This is a genomic window from Amycolatopsis sp. NBC_00345 (assembly GCF_036116635.1).
In the GTDB taxonomy this organism is placed as follows: Bacteria; Actinomycetota; Actinomycetes; order Mycobacteriales; family Pseudonocardiaceae; genus Amycolatopsis.
Genome location: NZ_CP107995.1, coordinates 2,988,476 through 3,006,152 on the forward strand (window position 1 = coordinate 2,988,476; position 17,677 = coordinate 3,006,152).

17 protein-coding genes are annotated in these 17,677 nt (G+C 73.3%); 6 read left to right on the forward strand and 11 right to left on the reverse strand.

Annotation, left to right across the window (positions count from 1 at the left end; all coding sequences use genetic code 11):
- Positions 1-18 precede the first annotated feature (18 nt).
- From hisG to OG943_RS13355, 3 genes are all read right to left on the reverse strand, one after another.
- Positions 19-864 carry an ATP phosphoribosyltransferase gene (gene hisG, locus OG943_RS13345; protein ID WP_328610062.1) on the reverse strand — a complete coding sequence of 282 codons (846 nt, stop codon included), beginning with the start codon at positions 862-864 and terminating at the stop codon, positions 19-21.
- 35 nt (positions 865-899) lie between these two features.
- Positions 900-1,163, reverse strand: coding sequence for a phosphoribosyl-ATP diphosphatase (locus tag OG943_RS13350; RefSeq protein WP_091614552.1), 264 nt, complete (start codon positions 1,161-1,163; stop codon positions 900-902).
- A 65-nt stretch (positions 1,164-1,228) separates the two neighbouring features.
- Positions 1,229-1,915 (reverse strand): HAD family hydrolase, encoded by a 687-nt coding sequence (locus OG943_RS13355; RefSeq protein WP_328610063.1) that lies wholly within the window; start codon positions 1,913-1,915, stop codon positions 1,229-1,231.
- A 185-nt stretch (positions 1,916-2,100) separates the two neighbouring features.
- Between OG943_RS13355 and OG943_RS13360 the strand changes: the two genes are divergently transcribed.
- Entirely contained in the window at positions 2,101-3,015 is a 915-nt protein-coding gene (locus OG943_RS13360; RefSeq protein WP_328610064.1) for a PAC2 family protein, read from the forward strand.
- 7 nt (positions 3,016-3,022) lie between these two features.
- On the opposite strand, the gene OG943_RS13365 is transcribed toward OG943_RS13360, so the two are convergent.
- From OG943_RS13365 to OG943_RS13380, 4 genes are read right to left on the reverse strand one after another with little or no spacing between them, the layout of a single operon-like run.
- The gene (locus OG943_RS13365; protein ID WP_328610065.1) at positions 3,023-3,970 is read right to left on the reverse strand and encodes a phosphotriesterase family protein; all 948 of its coding nucleotides are present in this window, start codon (positions 3,968-3,970) and stop codon (positions 3,023-3,025) included.
- 17 nt (positions 3,971-3,987) lie between these two features.
- A complete protein-coding gene (locus OG943_RS13370; protein ID WP_328610066.1) occupies positions 3,988-4,818 on the reverse strand; it encodes a metallophosphoesterase family protein in 831 nt (276 codons plus the stop codon).
- Complete coding sequence (locus OG943_RS13375; protein WP_328610067.1) at positions 4,782-6,056, reverse strand: MFS transporter; 1,275 nt, start codon at positions 6,054-6,056, stop codon at positions 4,782-4,784. Before OG943_RS13375 ends, OG943_RS13370 begins: the two co-directional genes overlap by 37 nt.
- Positions 6,053-6,640 carry an ArsR/SmtB family transcription factor gene (locus tag OG943_RS13380; RefSeq protein WP_328610068.1) on the reverse strand — a complete coding sequence of 196 codons (588 nt, stop codon included), beginning with the start codon at positions 6,638-6,640 and terminating at the stop codon, positions 6,053-6,055. Before OG943_RS13380 ends, OG943_RS13375 begins: the two co-directional genes overlap by 4 nt.
- 147 nt (positions 6,641-6,787) lie before the next feature.
- Between OG943_RS13380 and OG943_RS13385 the strand changes: the two genes are divergently transcribed.
- Complete coding sequence (locus OG943_RS13385; RefSeq protein WP_328610069.1) at positions 6,788-7,276, forward strand: MarR family winged helix-turn-helix transcriptional regulator; 489 nt, start codon at positions 6,788-6,790, stop codon at positions 7,274-7,276.
- A 151-nt stretch (positions 7,277-7,427) separates the two neighbouring features.
- Positions 7,428-9,053, forward strand: coding sequence for an ABC-F family ATP-binding cassette domain-containing protein (locus OG943_RS13390; protein ID WP_328610070.1), 1,626 nt, complete (start codon positions 7,428-7,430; stop codon positions 9,051-9,053).
- Between the two features lie 51 nt (positions 9,054-9,104).
- On the opposite strand, the gene mshC is transcribed toward OG943_RS13390, so the two are convergent.
- Positions 9,105-10,343: a cysteine--1-D-myo-inosityl 2-amino-2-deoxy-alpha-D-glucopyranoside ligase gene (gene mshC / locus OG943_RS13395; protein ID WP_328610071.1), complete on the reverse strand. Its 1,239-nt coding sequence runs from the start codon at positions 10,341-10,343 to the stop codon at positions 9,105-9,107.
- Between the two features lie 105 nt (positions 10,344-10,448).
- Between mshC and OG943_RS13400 the strand changes: the two genes are divergently transcribed.
- Together OG943_RS13400 and OG943_RS13405 are read left to right on the forward strand one after the other, a co-directional pair.
- Positions 10,449-11,264: an alpha/beta hydrolase gene (locus OG943_RS13400; RefSeq protein ID WP_328610072.1), complete on the forward strand. Its 816-nt coding sequence runs from the start codon at positions 10,449-10,451 to the stop codon at positions 11,262-11,264.
- Positions 11,265-11,293: 29 nt separating this feature from the next.
- Entirely contained in the window at positions 11,294-12,073 is a 780-nt protein-coding gene (locus OG943_RS13405) for a MerR family transcriptional regulator (protein ID WP_328610073.1), read from the forward strand.
- A 52-nt stretch (positions 12,074-12,125) separates the two neighbouring features.
- Here the strand turns inward: OG943_RS13405 and OG943_RS13410 are convergent, their stop codons facing one another.
- Positions 12,126-14,084 (reverse strand): VWA domain-containing protein, encoded by a 1,959-nt coding sequence (locus tag OG943_RS13410; protein WP_328610074.1) that lies wholly within the window; start codon positions 14,082-14,084, stop codon positions 12,126-12,128.
- Positions 14,084-15,481: an ATP-binding protein gene (locus OG943_RS13415; RefSeq protein ID WP_328610075.1), complete on the reverse strand. Its 1,398-nt coding sequence runs from the start codon at positions 15,479-15,481 to the stop codon at positions 14,084-14,086. The genes OG943_RS13410 and OG943_RS13415 overlap by 1 nt, the downstream gene beginning before the upstream one ends.
- A gap of 100 nt (positions 15,482-15,581) precedes the next feature.
- On the opposite strand from OG943_RS13415, the gene OG943_RS13420 reads away from it, so the two are divergent.
- Complete coding sequence (locus OG943_RS13420) at positions 15,582-16,379, forward strand: hypothetical protein (RefSeq protein WP_328610076.1); 798 nt, start codon at positions 15,582-15,584, stop codon at positions 16,377-16,379.
- A 166-nt stretch (positions 16,380-16,545) separates the two neighbouring features.
- On the opposite strand, the gene OG943_RS13425 is transcribed toward OG943_RS13420, so the two are convergent.
- Positions 16,546-17,598 carry a ferrochelatase gene (locus tag OG943_RS13425; RefSeq protein WP_328610077.1) on the reverse strand — a complete coding sequence of 351 codons (1,053 nt, stop codon included), beginning with the start codon at positions 17,596-17,598 and terminating at the stop codon, positions 16,546-16,548.
- Positions 17,599-17,677 lie beyond the last annotated feature (79 nt).

Genomic DNA, 17,677 nt, shown 5'->3' on the forward strand with positions numbered 1-17,677 from the left:
CTCAGAGACCGGTCAAGCTCAAAGGCGGCAGGACCGGATGTCCGAGGCGAGGATGGCCTTCGCGCCGACGTCCGCGAGCTCGTCCATCACCTGGTTGACCGCCTTGCGCGCCACCATCGCCCGGACGGCGACCCAGTTGTCGTCCGCGAGCGGGGCGACGGTGGGCGACTCGAGGCCCGGGGTGATGGCGATGGCCTGCTCCAGGATCCCGCGCGGGCAGTCGTAGTCCAGCATCAGGTACTGCTGCGCGAACACGACCCCGCGCAGCCGGGCGGCCACCTGCGACTTCGCCTTCGACGCGGCGCTGCCCTCGCGCTCCAGCAGGACCGCTTCGGACACGCAGATCGGGTCGCCGAAGGCCACCAGGTTGTTCTGGCGCAGCGAGCGGCCGGACTCGACCACGTCCGCGATCGCGTCGGCGACGCCGAGCTGGATCGAGATCTCCACCGCGCCGTCGAGGCGGATCACCTCGGCCTCGACGCCGTGGCGCTTGAGGTCCTCGCGGACCAGCCGCGGGTACGACGTCGCCAGGCGCTTGCCGTGCAGGTCGGCCGGCTTCCAGTCCTGGCCGGCCGGGCCCGCGTAGCGGAAGGTCGAGCCGCCGAAGCCCAGTCCGAGCACCTCGGTCACCGGCGCGCCCGAGTCGAGCGCGAGGTCCCGGCCGGTGATGCCGAGGTCCAGGTCGCCGGACCCGACGTAGATGGCGATGTCCTTGGGGCGCAAGAAGAAGAACTCGACCTCGTTGACGGTGTCGAGCACCGTCAGGTCACGCTGCTCATGCCGCCTGCGGTACCCCGCCTCGCCGAGCATCTCCGACGCGGTGGCGGCGAGGGCTCCCTTGTTCGGCACGGCAACACGCAGCATTTCGCTCTCTCCTCGATCTCCGGTGCGCGAGCGCGTCACAGGTAGCGGTAGACGTCCTCGGCCGAGATTCCCCGGCCGAGCATCAGCACCTGGACCCGGTACAGCAGTTGCGAGATCTCCTCGGCCAGGCGGTCGTCGGACTCGTGCTCGGCGGCGATCCACACCTCGCCCGCCTCTTCGAGCACCTTCTTGCCCTGGGCATGCACTCCGGCGTCCAGGGCGAGGACGGTGCCGGACCCGTCGGGACGGGTACGCGCGCGCTCGGCAAGCTCCGCGAACAGCTCATCGAAGGTCTTCACGGTCTGCAGATCCTTCCACCCCGCGCTCGCGTCCGCCGCTCCGGGTGACCCGGCTGACGCCCGCGTCACACCAGGCTCCGCAGCCCGGCGAGCGCGCCGGCGTCGATGCCCACGAGCGAGCCGCGGAACACCCGCCGCTCCCCCTCCGGCACGTCGACGTCGTTGGGCACGACGAGCACGGTGCAGCCCGCCGACTCGGCCGACTCCGCGCCCGGCGGCGAGTCCTCCACCGCGACGCACCGCTCCGCCGGCACGCCGAGCAGCTCGGCGGCCTTCAGGTACGGGCGCGGGTGCGGCTTGTTCAGCCCGTCCACCTCGTCGCCACAGACGGTGACGGTGAAGAACTCGCGGCCGATCGTGTTCAGCGCCAGCTCGGTCAGGGCCCGCTCGGTGGACGTGACCAGCGCGGACGGCACGCCCGCCGCCTTCACCGCGGCCAGTGCCTCGCGGGCGCCCGGCCGCCACGGCAGCGCGTCGTCGAACAGGCCCGCGGTGCGCCGGCGGATCCATTCGCCGGTCTCGGCCACCGCCTCGGGGGTGACCGGACGCCCGGTCGCCTCGAGCAGCACGGTCGAGGTGGCGTCCATGTTGGACCCCACCAGCGTCAGCCGGGTTTCTTCGCTCAGCCGCCCGCCGAGCATCTCCGCGGCCTCGTACAGCGCGACGTCCCAGAGCTTCTCGGAATCGACGAGGGTGCCGTCCATATCCCACAGCACGGCAGCCAATCCGTCCGAAGAGGACGGTGCAGTCACGGTTTTCTCCTTGTCGGTTCGGGCGCCGCGGACGAGCACGACGGCGCCACGCCGGACGGAACCCGCCCGGAAAGTGTGGTCTTCGGTCCGGCCGTCCCCCGCTCCGGCGACGGGTAGGCCGACGGTGACGGCATGTGGTCGGACATGCTGCACAGGGTACGGGCGAAGGGTCGTAGGCTGGTCAGGTGAGTGAGCCCGTCGACGAGACCCAGCGACCGCCAGATCCGGATCGCCCCCGCCCGGAACCGAACCGCCCGCTGATGGTGGTGGCCTTCGAAGGCTGGAACGACGCTGGTGACGCGGCCAGCCGCGCGGTGGAGCACCTGCAGCTCAACTGGGACGCCACACCGCTGGCCGAGCTGGAGCCGGACGACTACTACGACTTCCAGGTGAGCAGGCCCACAGTGCGCATGGTGGACGGTGTCACCCGCCGGGTGGACTGGCCGACCACCCGGTTGTCGGTCTGCCGCCCCGAGGGCCTCGACCACGACGTCGTGCTCGTGCAGGGCCCGGAGCCCAACATGCGCTGGCGCGCGTTCTGCGCGGAGCTGCTGGAGCACATCATGCAGCTCGACGTGGCCACCGTCGTCACGCTCGGTGCCCTGCTGGCGGACACCGCGCACACGCGGCCCGTCCCGGTCACCGGGACGGCCTACGACAAGGACACCGCGAGCCAGTTCCGGATGGAGCTGAACAACTACCAGGGCCCGACCGGCATCGTCGGCGTGCTGCAGGACTACTGCGTGCAGGCCGGCATCCCGGCGGTGTCCATCTGGGCCGCGGTGCCGCACTACGTCTCGCACCCGCCGTCCCCGAAGGCGACGCTGGCGCTGCTGCACAAGCTGGAGGACGTCCTGGACGTCGAGATCCCGCTGGGCGCGCTGCCGGAGCAGTCCGAGGAGTGGGAGCGCACGGTCACCGAGATGGCCGACGAGGACGAGGAGATCGCCGAGTACGTCCGCGGCCTCGAAGAGCGTGGCGACGCCGAAACCGACGTCACCATGGAGGAGGTCTCCGGCGACAAGATCGCCGCGGAGTTCGAACGGTACCTGCGACGGCGCCGTCCGGGGCAGGAGGGCGGCGGCTTCGGCCTGCGCTGAGGGGCCGTCAGCGACGCCAGCGGGCGGCGAACGCGCGGGCCGGGTTCGCCACCAGCATCGCGTCGGTCACCTCTTCGCCCAGTGCCTGGGCGAGCCGGGGCCGCAGCGTGGTGAGCAGGTACGGGATGCCGGGACCGCCGCCGGAGGACAGCCGGGCCGCCGCGGTGGTCGTGTCGCCACCGAGCAGCAGCTGCCCGGTGTGCCCGGCCGCCGACAGCTCCAGCAGCAGGTCGGCGAGCCGCCAGTCGGTCGCGTGGTTGGCGCGCGAAGGGCCGTCGAAGCCGAGGTAGACGCCGGTGTCGGCGACCTCGCGCAGCACGCGCAGGTCCGGATTGCGGTTCAGGTGGCCGAGGATGACCCGGGACGGCGGCACGGCCAGCTCCCCACACAGCAGGTCCGCCGTCTCGCGCGCGGCGGTGCCCAGCTCCAGGTGCACGGCGATCGGCGCGCCGGTCTCGTGGTGGGCCTGCGCGGCGGCGACCATCGTCCAGTGCGCGTGCCGGTCCAGGACGTGGAACGCGCCGGCCACCTTGATCAGGCCCGCCTTCGGGCCGCTCCGCTCGCCGTCCGGGTCGTCGCCCGCCGGGGTGCCCGCGGTCAGGTCGGCCACGAACACCTCGGCCAGCCGGTCCGCGACCCGGTCGAGCAGCTCGGCCGGGTAGTGCTCGGCCCGGTGCAGCCCGGTGGCCGCGACCAGCGCGACGCCGGTGGCCCGCGACAGCCCCACCAGGTCCGCCGTTCGCCGGTTCAGCCCGAACGGCGTCCACTGGACCACCGTCCGCCCGCCGGCCGCGGCGAACGCCCGCAGCTCGGCCCCGGCCGCCGCGAGGTCGTCCAGCTCCTGGCCGGGCAGCTGCCGGGAGGCGAAGAACAGGTGGTCGTGCGCGTCGGTGACCCCGAGCGCGGCCGGGTCGACGTCGCCGAGCACCGTCCGCACCAAGGGTTCCCCAGTCACGTCCGGCAGCCTAGCCGTCAGGCCGTGAGCAGCTTCCGGATCGGGACCGCGCCGCGGGCCCGGCGGCTCCACTCACGCGGGTAGCCGAGCGAGACCTCCTCGAACCGGACGCCGTCGGCCGAGGTGGTGCGCGGGATGTGCAGGTGGCCGTACACGGCCAGCTCGGCTCGGTAACGCAGGTGCCAGTCCTCGGTTTCCGTGGTACCGCACCAAAGTGCGAACTCCGGGTAGTAGAGCGGCGCCGTGGGATGGCGGTGCAGCGGCCAGTGCGACATCAGGATCGTGCCGTGGCCGGCCGGGATCGCGTCGAGCCGGTCGGTGCTGACCTTCAGCCGCTCGGCGCACCACGCCTGACGGCTCGGGTACGGGTCCGGGTGCAGGAAGTACTCGTCGGTGCAGACCACGCCGGCCTCGCGCGCCTGCTCCAGCGCGACCTCGCGCGACTTCCCCTCGGCGGCGGGGGTGCGCCAGCTGTAGTCGTAGAGCACGAACAGCGGCGCGATGGTCAGCGGCCGCGCGCCGTGCTCCCACACCGGGTACTCGTCCTCCGGGGTGAGCACGTCGATCGAGCGGCACAGCTCGACGAGGTGCTCGTAGCGGGCCTGCCCGCGCAGCTGGACCTCGTCCTTCGGGGTGGTCCACAGCTCGTGGTTCCCGGGCACCCAGACGACTTTCGCGAACCGCTCCCGCAGCGTGGCGAGCGTGTCGCGGATCGCCGACGCGCGTTCGGCGACGTCGCCCACGACCAGCAGCCAGTCTTCCGGCGAATCGGGCACGACCCGGTCGACGATCGGCGCGTTGCCCTCGTGGGTCACATGGAGGTCACTGGTGGCGAAGAGAGACGGCACTCCTCCACCGTAACCACTTCCCGGCCGGCGGACCGCCACCACCGCCCCTTACCCCACCCCAGCAGCACCAGCCCGGCCAGCACGTAGATCCCGGACTGGACGTCCAGCAGCACCGCGGGCCCGGTGACGGCGACGAGTGTGCCCGCGAGCAGCGCCCCGGCGGCCGTGCCCGCCGCCATCACCGCGAACACCGTGCTCAGCACCCGCCCGGCCCGTTCCGGCGAGGCCACGCCCTGCAAATGCGAGAGCAGCCCCGCGCCGGTCACCACCGCGGGCGCGCCGACGACCATGAACAGCCCGACGTAAACGCCCAGCGCCGTGGTCGCGAAGGCCAGGTTCCAGATCAGCGCGGACAGCACCCCGGTCACCAGCGAGCCCCAGGCGAGCAGCGTCACCGGCGCGACCCGGCGGGCGACCGTCGCCACCGCGAACCCCGCGGCCAGCCCGCCGATCGCCTGCACCCCGCGCAGCAGCCCGGCGTCGGCCTCGCTGCCGCCCAGCACGTCGAGCACGAACACCACGAACAGCACCAGGAACATGCCCTGCGCGACGGCGGCGAGCACCGTCGCGACGCCCGTCGCGCGCAGCCGCGGGTCACCCGTCAGCTCGCGCAGGCCCGCCAGCCACGCCGCGAGCACCGGTTCCTTCACCGGCGCCGCGGCGGTCGCGGAGCCGACGCGCTTGAACGGCCGCACCAGCAGCAGTCCGGCCAGCGCGAGCGCCCCGAGGTAGCCGAGCACCACGCTTTCCAGCCCGCCCCAGCCGAGCAGCACGCCGCCGGCCCAGCCGCCCGCGAGCCGGGCGACGCTGCCGTTCACGCTCATCAGCCCGTTCGCGCCGGTGACCTCGCCCGCGCCGACCAGCTCCGGCACCAGGGCGTTGCGGGCCGGCTCGAAGACCGACGAGAGCCCGGCCTGCACGGCCATCACGACGTAGACCAGCGCGACCGGGATCGCCGAGCCCGCCAGCAGCGGCAGCACCACCACGGCCTGGCCCGCGCACACCGCGGCGAGCACCGCGCGGCGGTTCCACCGGTCGGCCACCACCCCCGCGACCGGGCTGAGCAGCACGGTCGGCAGCAGGCCCAGCACGATGCTCAGCGCGGTCGCCGCGGCCGAGCCGGTGCTCGTGAACAGGAACAGCGGCAGCGCGACCTGCAGTATCCACTCGGCCGTTTCGCCGAAGAAGGCCGCCACCCACAGCCGCACGAACGCGGGGATCGCCAGCAGCTGTCTCACGCGCTCGGCTTCCCGTCGTGCTCGATCCGCAGGAACGCGCGCACGCCCAGGTGCACCGGCCGCGCGTCGGCGGGCGTGTCCTGCCGGATCGGGCGCGCGTACGGGCGCACCAGCGCGTCGATGGCCTTGACCAGGCGTTCCAGCTCCGCGGGCGTGACCCGCAGCGTGTAGTTGCTCATCCCGCCGGCGTCCCGCCACTCCGGGTCGAGCCCGTCAAAGGAGTCCAGGTACCGCTGCGTCAGCTCCTGCTCCTGGCCCAGCTGCGTGCCGACGACGGCGAGCTGCGCGCTGGTCAGCACCGGGTCGTCGCTGAAGTCCCCCAGGTCGAGGCCGACCTGCCGGGCCTGCCACGGGCGCTCGCGGCCGTCACCGCCCTCGGAGCGCTCGACCAGGCCGTACTGCGCGAGCTGGCGCAGGTGCCAGCTGCAGTTCGACGCCGTGGACCCGACCGCCTCCGCGCACTCGCTCGCGGTCCGCGGCCCGATGGCGGTGAGGTACTGCAGCAGCGCCATCCGCAGCGGGTGCGCCAGCGCTCGGAGCAGCTCGGCGTCGTCGACGCGCTTGCGCGGGGGCAGCTCGGCCATGGTTCGCTCCGATATCTGAAAGGATTCTTTCGAAAGACTTCCTTCAGATTCGCAGCCGCCTGACCCGCTGTCAACCAGCTCCGCTACCCTCACGGACAGTTACTGCGCGAAGCAGCGACTGCGCCCGCGAGCCTTGAGGACGGTCCCTTGCCCCACCAGCGAGAACTCGCCACCGCCGCCGCTCTCGCGCTGCCCCGCTTCGTCAGCTCCACCGTGCGCTTCCACACCGCGGTCGCCGACCGGCTCGGCGTCACGCCGGCGGAGCTGCACTGCCTCCAGCTCGTGCACAGCGGCGCGACCGACTCCCCCACCGAGCTGGCCCGGCTGCTGGGGATGACCACCGGCGCGTTCACCCGGATGCTCGACCGGATGGAGCACGCCCGGCTCGTCGAGCGCGCCACCGACACGGCCGACCGGCGGCGGCTGCGCGTGCGCCCGCTGCCCGACCGGATGGCGGAGCTGACCGACCTCTACGCCCCGCTCGCCCAGCGGCTCGGCGAGCGGATGGCGTCGTTCGACCGGCGTCAGCTGACCGCGCTGGTGGCGTTCCTGACCGAAGGCGAAACGGCCGCCGACCAGGAGGCCGCCACGCTGCTCGCCGGCGACGAAGAGACGGCCCGCGAAATAACGGGTTGACTAATCCGACAGTCGTCGCGTTAGGATCTCCGCACTATGAACAGCTGAGCCGAGCCCTTCCCCGTATCGAGGCCGCTCCGGTCGAGCACCGCTCCCGTGAGCCGCGAGTCCCGTCGGGGAACCGTTTCCACTTCAGGCCCGGTGATCGCTCATGTCTCTTTTCCTGCAGGCCAAGGACGTCGTCTTCGGCTACGGCACCCACACCGTCCTCGACGGGGTCTCGCTGACGGCCTCGGCCGGCCAGCGGCTCGGCCTCGTCGGCGAGAACGGCTCAGGCAAGTCCACGCTGCTGCGCCTGCTCGCCGGCCTCGAAGTGCCGCGCTCGGGCGAGGTGGTCCGCGGCGACGACCTGGGGTTCCTGCTCCAGGAGCTGCCGTTCCCGGGCACCGCGACCTTCGCCGACGTCGTCGACAGCGCACTGGCCGAGATCCGCTCGGCCGCTGACCGGCTGGAGCGGCTCACCTCCGCGATGGCCGACCGGCCCGAGGACCCGGCGCTGCTCGACGAGTACGGCCGGGTGCTGGAGTGGGCCCAGGCCCACGACCTCTGGGACGCCGACCGGCGCGCCGAGCTGGTCACCGACGGGCTCGGGCTCGGCGGCGTCGAGCCCGGACGGCGGCTGGCCACGCTGTCCGGCGGCCAGCGCTCCCGCCTCGGGCTGGCCGCGCTGCTGATCCGGCGGCCGGCCACGATGCTGCTCGACGAGCCGACCAACCACCTCGACGACGCCGGGATGGAGTTCCTCGAAGCCCACCTCGCCGAGCTGACCGGGGTGGTCGTGCTGTCCTCGCACGACCGGGTGTTCCTCGACGCGGTCTGCACCGGCATCGTCGACCTCGACCCGGCGCCGGCCGACCGGCTCACCGGGGGCGCGACCCGCTACGGCGGCGCGTACACCGACTACCTGAAGCAGAAACGCGCCGAACGCGCGCGCTGGGAACAGCGCTACGCCGAGGAGCAGGACGAGCTGAAGGAGCTACGTGAGTCGGTCGCGGTGACCGCCCGCCGGGTCGCGCACAACCGGCCGCAGCCGGACAACGCGAAGACGCTGTACGACCGCAAGGGCGGGCGGGTCGAGAAGCAGGTCTCCCGCCGCGTCCGCAATGCCCGGCTGCGACTGGAAGAGCTGCAACGCGACCAGGTGCGGAAACCACCCGCTCCCCTGCGTTTCCAGGGCGCGCTCACCGCGCGGGCCACCGGCGACGGCCCCGCGATCTCGGTGCGCGGGATCGAGGTGCCGGGGCGGCTGAGCCTGCCCCGGCTGGACGTCACGGGTTCGGCGAGGCTGCTCGTCACCGGCGGCAACGGCGCGGGCAAGTCCACGCTGCTGTCGGTGCTGGCGGGCCGGATCGCGCCACCGGCCGGCACCGTCCACTTCGGACCCGGGGTGCGGGTCGGGATGCTGGACCAGGACGTGGTGTTCGACGAGCCGGAACGCTCGGCGCACGAGGTCTACCGCGCCGCGCTGGGCGAGCAGGCCCCGCCGATGTCCCGGCTGGGCCTGCTCGGTCCCCGCGACCTGGGCCGTCCGGTGGGCGAGCTGTCCGTCGGGCAGCGGCGGCGGGTCGCGCTCGCCGTGCTGCTCGCTGACCCGCCGGACGTGCTGCTGCTCGACGAGCCGACGAACCACATCTCGCTGGTACTGGCCGAAGAGATGTTCGCCGCGCTCGGCAGCGCGCCGGGCGCGGTGGTCATCGCGTCTCATGATCGGTGGCTGCGCCGGGACTGGACGGGTGACCACCTGGAACTGGTGGCGCGCCAGCCGGTCGCCGTATAGGGCGTTATACGGTTCGGTGGGCCGGGTGAGCCCGGCCCACCGAACCGGAGCTCAGAGCTGGATGCCGAGCAGCGCGTCGACGGCGTTGCGGATCAGTCCGGGCGCGACGGTGTCGGTGCCGTCGCGCCGCAGTGCCCCGGTCGCCCATGAGTCCACCGCGGACAGTGCCTTCGGCGTGTCGAGGTCGTCGGAGAGGTGGTCGCGCAGGCGGGCGACCACGTCGGTGGCGTCGGGGCCGCCCGGCAGCGCGACGGCCTCCCGCCAGCGGGCGAGCCGCTCCTGCGCCTCGGTCAGCAGCTCCGCCGTCCACGGCCGGTTCTCGCGGTAGTGCCCGGCGAACAGCGCCAGCCGGATCGCGCCGGAGTCGACGCCGTCGGCGCGCAGCCGCGAGACGAACACCAGGTTCCCGCGGGACTTCGACATCTTCTCGCCGTCGAGGCCGATCATCCCGGCGTGCACGTAGTGCCGGGCGAACGGGTGGTCCCCCGCGACCGCCTCGGCGTGCGCCGCGCTGTACTCGTGGTGCGGGAAGATCAGGTCGGAGCCGCCGCCCTGCAGGTCGAAGCCGAGGCCGAGGCGGTTCACCGCGATCGCGCTGCACTCGATGTGCCAGCCCGGCCGGCCGGCGCCCAGCTCGGACTCCCACGACGGCTCGCCCTCGCGCGCCACCCGCCACAGCAGCGCGTCGAGCGGGTCGCGCTTGCCGCGGCGGTCCGGGTCGCCGCCGCGCTCGGCGAAGAACTTGTTCATCGTCTCGGCGTCGTAGTTCGACTCGTAACCGAAGCGGCCGGTGGCGTTCCGGTCGAAGTAGATGTCCGGGAACTCCGGGTCGTCCGCGCGGTAGGCGCTGCCGTTGGCCAGCAGCTTCGCGATCACCTCGACGATCTCCGGGATGCTCTCGACCGCGCCCACGAACTGGCGCGGCGGCAGCACGCGCAGCGCCGTCATGTCCTCGCGGAACAGCGCCGTCTCGCGCATCCCGAGCACCACCCAGTCGTCGGAGTCGCGCTGGGCGCGCTCCAGCAGCGGCTCGTCGATGTCGGTCACGTTCTGGACGTAGTGCACTTCGTGGCCGTTGTCCCGCCACACCCGGTTGACCAGGTCGAACGCCAGGTACGTGGCCGCGTGGCCGAGGTGCGTGGCGTCGTACGGGGTGATGCCGCAGACGTACATCCGGGCCGTGGCACCGGGAGCCGTCGGGCGGACCTGCCCGGTCGCCGTGTCGTGGAGCCGGAGGGGGCGGGGGGTGCCCGGAAGCCGGGGCACGTCGACGGATGACCAAGTCTGCATACTCCGACTGTAAGCGTGACGGCCGTACGCTTTCCCACCCGGTGGGAGCCATCGAGGTCCGCGGGGTTGACCCTGACGCAGGGGCAACCTTTTAGCGTGCCCGCCATGACCACCGAAACCGATGCGGCCGACGACGCCGGAAGCCTCAAGCAGTTCGAGGTCCACCACGACGGCGTCACGATCGCGGTGTCCCGCGGCGGCCGGGGACGGCCGCTGGTCCTGTGCCCGGGGCTCCTCTCGACGCAGGCCGCCCTGCGCGAGCTGATCTCGCTGCTGCGCCGCGACTACGACGTGGTGACCTTCGACCTCAGGGGCCACGGCCTGTCCTCGGCCGCCGGGGACTACACCTTCGACGCGTTCCTGAGCGATCTCACCGCCGTGCTGGCGGAGCTGACGCGCCGCGGCCTGTCCTCGCCGCCCCTGCTCATGGGCTACTCGCTGGGCGCGGACCTGGCCGTGCACTACGCCGCGGCGCACCCCGGCGCACTGGCCGGGCTGGTCCTCGTCGACGGGGCGAACCCGGTGCCCGAGCCGTTCGTGACCGAGGCCGACCTGGCGGAATTCACCGGGATGGCGGAAGCGTTCGCGGAGCAGGCCGAAACGGCCGTGGGCACGCCGCACCAGGTGCTGCTCGCCCCGCCGGACATCGTCGGCCTGAACGTGGCGATCGACGGCGTGCGGTCCGAGATCCTCGGCCGGTACCGGGAAATCGGCGGCCCGGTCAGGATGATCATGTCCACCGCGATGGCCGGTACCGGCGGCGAAGGCCGCGGGCCGTGGCGCAACCGGAACTGGCGGGCGGGCATCAACCGGCTCCTCGGCGAGCGGCCGGACATCGCCGTGTCCTGGCTCGAAGCCGATCACCGGCTGGTCATGACCCACGCCGCGGAGATCGCCCGGATCGTCCGGGCCGCTTCCTGAACGGCTCCCCCGGCCAGGAGACTGGGCCGATGGTGACGATCGGCGAGCTGGCGTCGTACGCCGGGGTGACGGTGCGCGCGGTGCGGCACTACCACGCCAAGGGCCTGCTGCCCGAGCCCGAACGCGACCATTCCGGCTACCGGAGGTACGACGCCGCCGCCGTGGTCGAGCTGGTCAAGATCCGGGCCCTCGCCGAGGCCGGGGTCCCGCTGGCGCGCGTGCGGGAGCTGATCCGGGCCGGCGAGGAGGAGTTCGCCGCGGCCGTCGCGGACATCGACCGGCGGCTGCGCGCGGAGATCCGGCAACGGCAGCGGCACCGCGAGCGGATCGCCCGCCTCGCCTCCGGGGACAGCCTGGCGCTGTCCCCCGAAGTGGCCGGGCTGCTCGACCGGCTACGGGCCCTCGGCGTCGACGAACGGCTCGTCGGACTTGAGCGCGACGGCTGGATCCTGCTCGCCGCCCACGCACCCGGGCGGGCCGCGGAATGGGCCGCCCGCAAGCACAAGCAGCTCGCCGACCCGGAGCTGATCGGGTTCTACCGCGCCCTGGGCCGGGCCCTCGACCGGTCCGGCGACGACCCGGAGCTGGTCGAGCTGGCCGATCGGCTGGCCGTCCACCTCACGCGGATGACCGGTGGGCCGGGCGAGGACGACGCCGGCGTCGAGCCGCCGCTCGCCCGGCTGCTGGACGCGCTGGCGTCCGGCACCGCGCCGCCCGCCCGCCGGCTGATCGAGCTGCTGCGGGCCCGGGGCTGGACTACCTGGGCGAAAGTCGAGCGCGGGGGCCCGGCACCGGACGGGCAGCGGTGACGGGCCCGGGACCACACGCCGGTCCCGGGCCCGTCACTGCTGAATCGTCGCGCTACCGGCGCCGCGTGCGGAGGTAGTCGTTGACCACCGCGGCGCCGAGCCCGTCGACGTCCGGCGCCACCACCCGGCCGCCGGAGCGGCGGGCGATGACGTCGACGAACGCCTCCAGGCGCGGGTCGTCGCCGAGCCGGAACACCGTGACCGACGCGCCCAGCTTGGCCAGACGGTCCACTTCGGACAGTGTCTTGTGGATGGTCCGCGGGTCCGGCGGATAGTCGAAAACCGCTTCACCGTCGGGTTCCAGGTGGGCCGTGGGCTCGCCGTCAGTGACCATCAGGACCACCGGCTGGGCGTCCGGGTGCCGGCGCAGGTGCCGTCCCGCGAGCAGCAGCGCGTGGTGCGCGTTGGTGCCCTGCTCCCAGGTGCCCTCCAGGCCGACCAGCTCCGGCAGGTCCACCGGCATCGCGTAGCGGCCGAAGGTGATCAGCTGCAGCGCGTCGTTGCGGAACCGGGTGCTGATCAGCTGGTGCAGCGCGAGCGCCGTCCGCTTCATCGGCAGCCAGCGGCCCTCCTGGACCATCGACCACGACGTGTCCACCAGCAGCGCGACCGCCGCCCGCGAGCGGTGCTCGGTCTCCACCACCTCGACGTCCTCGACGTCGAGCGTGGCCGCGCCCGAGCCCAGCGACGTCGAGCGCAGCACGGCGTTGCGCACCGTGCGCGGCACGTCCCACGGCTGCATGTCCCCGAACCGCCACGGCCGGCTGGCCCCGGTCGGCTCGCCCGCCGCGCCGGCCGACTCGGTCTCCCGGTCGCCCGTCTTGCCGCGCAACGCGTTCACGATGTCCGACAGCGCCGTCTCGCCCAGGCGCCGCAATGCCTTGGGCGACAACCGGAGCGAGCCGTCGGCGGCCCGTTCGAACAGGCCCTGGCGACGCAGCTCCCGTTCCAGCTCGGACAGCCGCCGCGCGTCGACGCCGGCGTCCTTGCCCAGCTGGCGCTCCAGCGACTCGAGGTCGATGTCCTCCAGCCGCGCGCCGGGGTAAGACTGGCCCAGCTGCTCGGCGAGCCCGTCCAGCTCGGCCAGGTCGGCCATTGCCTGCGCGCCCTCCCCCATGCCGAGCGGGTCCTGGCCGCGGAAGCGCTCCGAGGACGTCCAGTCCTCCCCCGGCCGCAACGACTGCAGTTGCGCGTCGAGCGCCGACAGCTGCTGAGCCAGGCGCGGGTCGCCGAACGCCTGCTGGGTCAGCTCCGCCAGCTCGGCGCGCTGCTCGGCGGACATCGAGTTCATCATCCGCTGCGCGGCGGCCGCGCGGGCGGCGAGCACGTCGATCAGCTCGTCGACCGTCCGCGGGTTCTCCGGAAAGAACTCGCCGTGGCGGTTCATGAACTCGGCGAACCGCTCCTCGATGTCGTCGGCCCCCTGCGCGTGGGCGGCGAGCAGCGCGTTGAGGTCACTGAGCATCTGGTTGATCTGCTCGACGTCCTCGGGCCCGGCGTTCTGCAACGCCTCCTTCATGCCCTGGAACCGCGAGTCGAGCAGCTCCCGGCCGAGCAGGTCGCGGATCTGGCCGTACTTCTGCCGCCCCTCCTCGGAACGCCAGTCGTACTCGTTCAGCTCCCGCACGGCCGCGGCGGTGCCGGGCGGGAGCGCGTCCAGCTGGGCCTCGCGGAACCGGGCGTCGTCGTCGGGGTCCGGGAACAGCTCCCGGCGCTCGGCGGTCAGCGCCTCGCTCAGCAGCTGCTGGACTTCCTGCAGCGTGCCGTCGAGCCGGTGCCGCCGCTGGATTTCGGAACGGCGCTGCCACAGCCGCCGCGACAGCTCGTCCAGCCCCGCGGTGCGCTCGGTGCCGCGCCGCAGCAGTTCCTCCAGCGCCGAACGCGGCGACGAGCCGGCCATCACCTCGCGGCCGATCTCGTCCATCGCGTCCCGCAGGTCCGCCGGCGGCGCCAGCGGATCCGGCCCGTCGTGCCACGGCCCGTACGCGTATCCCTCCGGGATGAGGGGCATTACTGGCCGTACACCGTCGTGTTTTCGTCGGAGTCCTTGGCCAGCCGCCTGGCCAGGAACAGCGACTCCAGCGCCAGCTCCACCGCCGCGGCGATCCGGCCCGCGGGCTCGTCGGAGGACACCCCGGCGCGCTGGGCGACCTCGTGCAGCACCGGCAGCTCCGGCAGGGCGGCGAGCACGTCCTTGCCCGGCACGCGCTCGCCGGTGGCGACCAGGTGCCCGTCGGCGACGGCGTCGGCCAGCGGGCGCAGGTCGAGCCCGGCGAACCGCTCGCGCGCGGTCTCCGCGACGGCCCGGCGCATCAGGTGCACCAGGTGCTCGACCTCGCGCCCCTCCTCCCCCGGTTCGAACTCGATCTTGCCGCGCAGCACGGCGGGCACCGCGTCCAGGTCGACCGGGCGCGCGACGGCCGGCTCCTCGCCGATGAGCGCGGACCGGCGCAGCGCGGCGGCGGCCACGGTCTCGGCGGCGGCCACCGCGAACCGCGCGGACACCCCGGAGCGCTGGTCGATCACCGGCGACTCGCGCAGGTTGCGCACGAACCGGGCCAGTACCTCCAGCAGCGGCTCGCCGACCTCTGCGACGAGGTTCGCCTCCTGCCGCACCACGGCGACCTCGGACTCGACGTCCAGCGGGTAGTGCGTGCGGATCTCGGCGCCGAAGCGGTCCTTCAGCGGCGTGATGATCCGGCCGCGGTTGGTGTAGTCCTCGGGGTTCGCCGTCGCGACGAGCAGCACGTCCAGTGGCAGCCGCAGCGTGTAGCCGCGGACCTGGATGTCGCGCTCCTCCATCACGTTCAGCAGCGCGACCTGGATGCGCTCGGCGAGGTCGGGCAGCTCGTTGATCGCCACGATCCCGCGGTGGGCGCGCGGCACCAGGCCGAAGTGGATCGTCTCGGGGTCGCCGAGGCTGCGGCCCTCGGCCACCTTGACCGGGTCGACGTCGCCGATCAGGTCGCCGACGGAGGTGTCCGGCGTCGCCAGCTTCTCGGTGTAGCGCTCGCTGCGGTGGCGCCAGGCCACCGGCAGGTCGTCGCCCAGCTCGGCGGCCCGGCGGATCGACGCGGGCGTGATCGGGTCGAGGGGGTGCTCGCCGAGCTCGGCGCCCTCGATCACCGGCGTCCACTCGTCGAGCAGGCCGGCCAGGGTGCGCAGCAGGCGCGTCTTGCCCTGGCCGCGCTCGCCGAGCAGGACGACGTCGTGGCCGGCGAGCAGCGCGCGCTCGAGCTGTGGCAGGACAGTGCGGGAGAAGCCGACGATGCCGGGCCACGCGTCGCGGCCGTCACGGAGGGCTTCGAGGAGGTTGTCGTGGATCTCGCGCGCGATGGGGCGCGGGGTGTGGCCGGCGGCGCGAAGCTCGCCGGCGGTACGGGGAAGACCGTCTGGAACAGCGTTCACCCCCTCGACGCTACTTACCGTTCGCGTGTACGTCGACGTGGAGCGACTCCAGCGTGGGCGATCGGCGGGCCCGGCCGGGCGACCGGTAAAATAGGGCGTCGTGTGCCGTCCCAGTGCGACCCTCGCCGTCTGGTCCTCCGCGTGGCTGAACGGAGCCGCGGCTTCCGACGATGTGCTCGACTCCCTCGAAGCCTGGGGTGAGGCGCACGACGTCGTGGCGGCCGACGCGCCCGCGGCGGAGGCCTTCGAGCTGCCGCTGGCGTTCAACCGCGCGGCCACCCCGGTCCAGCTGATGATGGCGTTGCGCGCGCAGGGCGCGAAGAGCGCCCAGCTGGTGCTCCCCGTCCCCGGCGACGTCCGCGGCCTGGGCGGCGGCGGCCCGTTCACCGAAGCGGCGCTGCGCTGCGGCGACGCGGTGGTGCTCACCGAGCTGGGCTTCGGCCTGGTCCCGGAGCCGATCGCCGAGGGCCTGATGCGCTGGACCGTTTACTCGCTGAGCACGCCGGCTCCGCTGGAGTACCAGTCCCTGCCCGACGCCGAGCACGGCCTCACCGACGCCATCCGCGCGAGCGCCGGCGCGCTGCAGAGCCTCGACGTGGCCAGCGACCGGCCGAGCGTGCGCGCCGAGCTGTCGGCCCACCTGCGCGCCCGGCCCCAGGTCGAGTGGCCGGCCGGCATGCCCGCGCGCTCGCTGCGGGTGCTGCAGCGTGCGGAGGAGGTCTCGGCCATCCTGGCCATCGCCCGCACCGACGACCCGGGCGGCGCGTTGTCCGCCTCGGCGGCGGTCCAGCGGGCGGAAGCGTTGCGCCCGTTGGCCGACGCCGTCCGCACCGCCCGCGCCGCCGCCGTCAACGAGGCGGTCCGCGTCTTCGCCGATCAAGGCGACCGGCACCCCTGACCCGGGCCTGGCCCCGTGGCCATGCGCCCCAATGTGGCGTTCGGTGCGTTGGACGCACCCAATGTGGCGTTCGGTGCGTCCAACGCAACCAACGCCACATTGGGGCGCTTCGGGCCTAGCCGGAGGCGGAGCACAGCAACAGCCGGGTGACGGGATCCTGGGGTCGTCAGGCGGGGCGGGCGGACGGGCGTTTCGCCGGTTCGCAGCAGCCGATCGCACACGGGGCGCCGTTCAGCGTGCAGCCCGCGGCCGGGAACTCCGAAAGCTTCCGGGCCGGAGCGTCCTCGACGTGTTCGCGGATCAGCTCGACCACCAGTTCCGCGAAGCGGGGGTCCGAGTCGGGTGTCGCGGCGCGGGCGAAGGCCATGCCGTGCTCGGCGGCCCGCTCCGCGGCCTCGTTGTCGAGGTCCCAGACCACCTCGAGGTGGTCGGAGACGAAGCCGATCGGGCTGACCACCACGGACTCGACGCCGCGCTCGTGCAGCGCGTCGATGTGGTCGACGATGTCCGGCTCCAGCCACGGCACCTGCGGCGGCCCCGAACGCGACTGCCACACCACGTCGTACTCCGCGATGCCCGCCTCCGCGGCGACCAGCCGGGCCGCCTCCGCGATCTGCCGCGAGTAGCGGTAACCGCCCTCCGACGGCGGGCCGGCGGCCTGGTCCGCGCTCACCGGCACGGAGTGGGCGGTGAACACCGTCCGGGTGCCCGGCCGGTCGCCGAGCCCCGCGTGGGCCGCGCGCACCGCGTCCGCGATCGCCGAGACGAACAGCGGGTGGTCGAAGAACTGGCGCAGCTTCACCAGGTCCGGCGCGCCGTCCCCGACCGCGGCCCGGGCGCGCTCGATGTCCTCGTCGTACTGACGGCAGGCCGAGTAGCCGCCGTACGCACTGGTCGGGAACACCAGCGCGCGCCGCACGCCGTCGGCCTTCATCTCGGCCAGCGTCCGCTCGACCATCGGGTGCCAGTTGCGGTTGCCGAAGCGCACGGGCAGCTCGACGCCCTCGGCCGCGAGCTGCTTCTCGACCGCCGCGATCGCGCTTCGGTTGAGCCGGTTGATCGGCGAGACCCCGCCGAAGTGCTGGTAGTGCTCGGCGACCTCGAGCAGCCGCTCGCGCGGGACTCCCCGGCCCCGGGTGACGTTCTCCAGGAACGGCATCACCTCGTCGGGTCCCTCCGGACCGCCGAACGAAAGCCATAACAACGCGTCGTAACCCACCAGCCCATCTTGCCGCTGTGGCCGTCCCCACGGCGAGCCGGGTTTGTTGTGTACTGATCTATCCAAAACGTGCTACGGT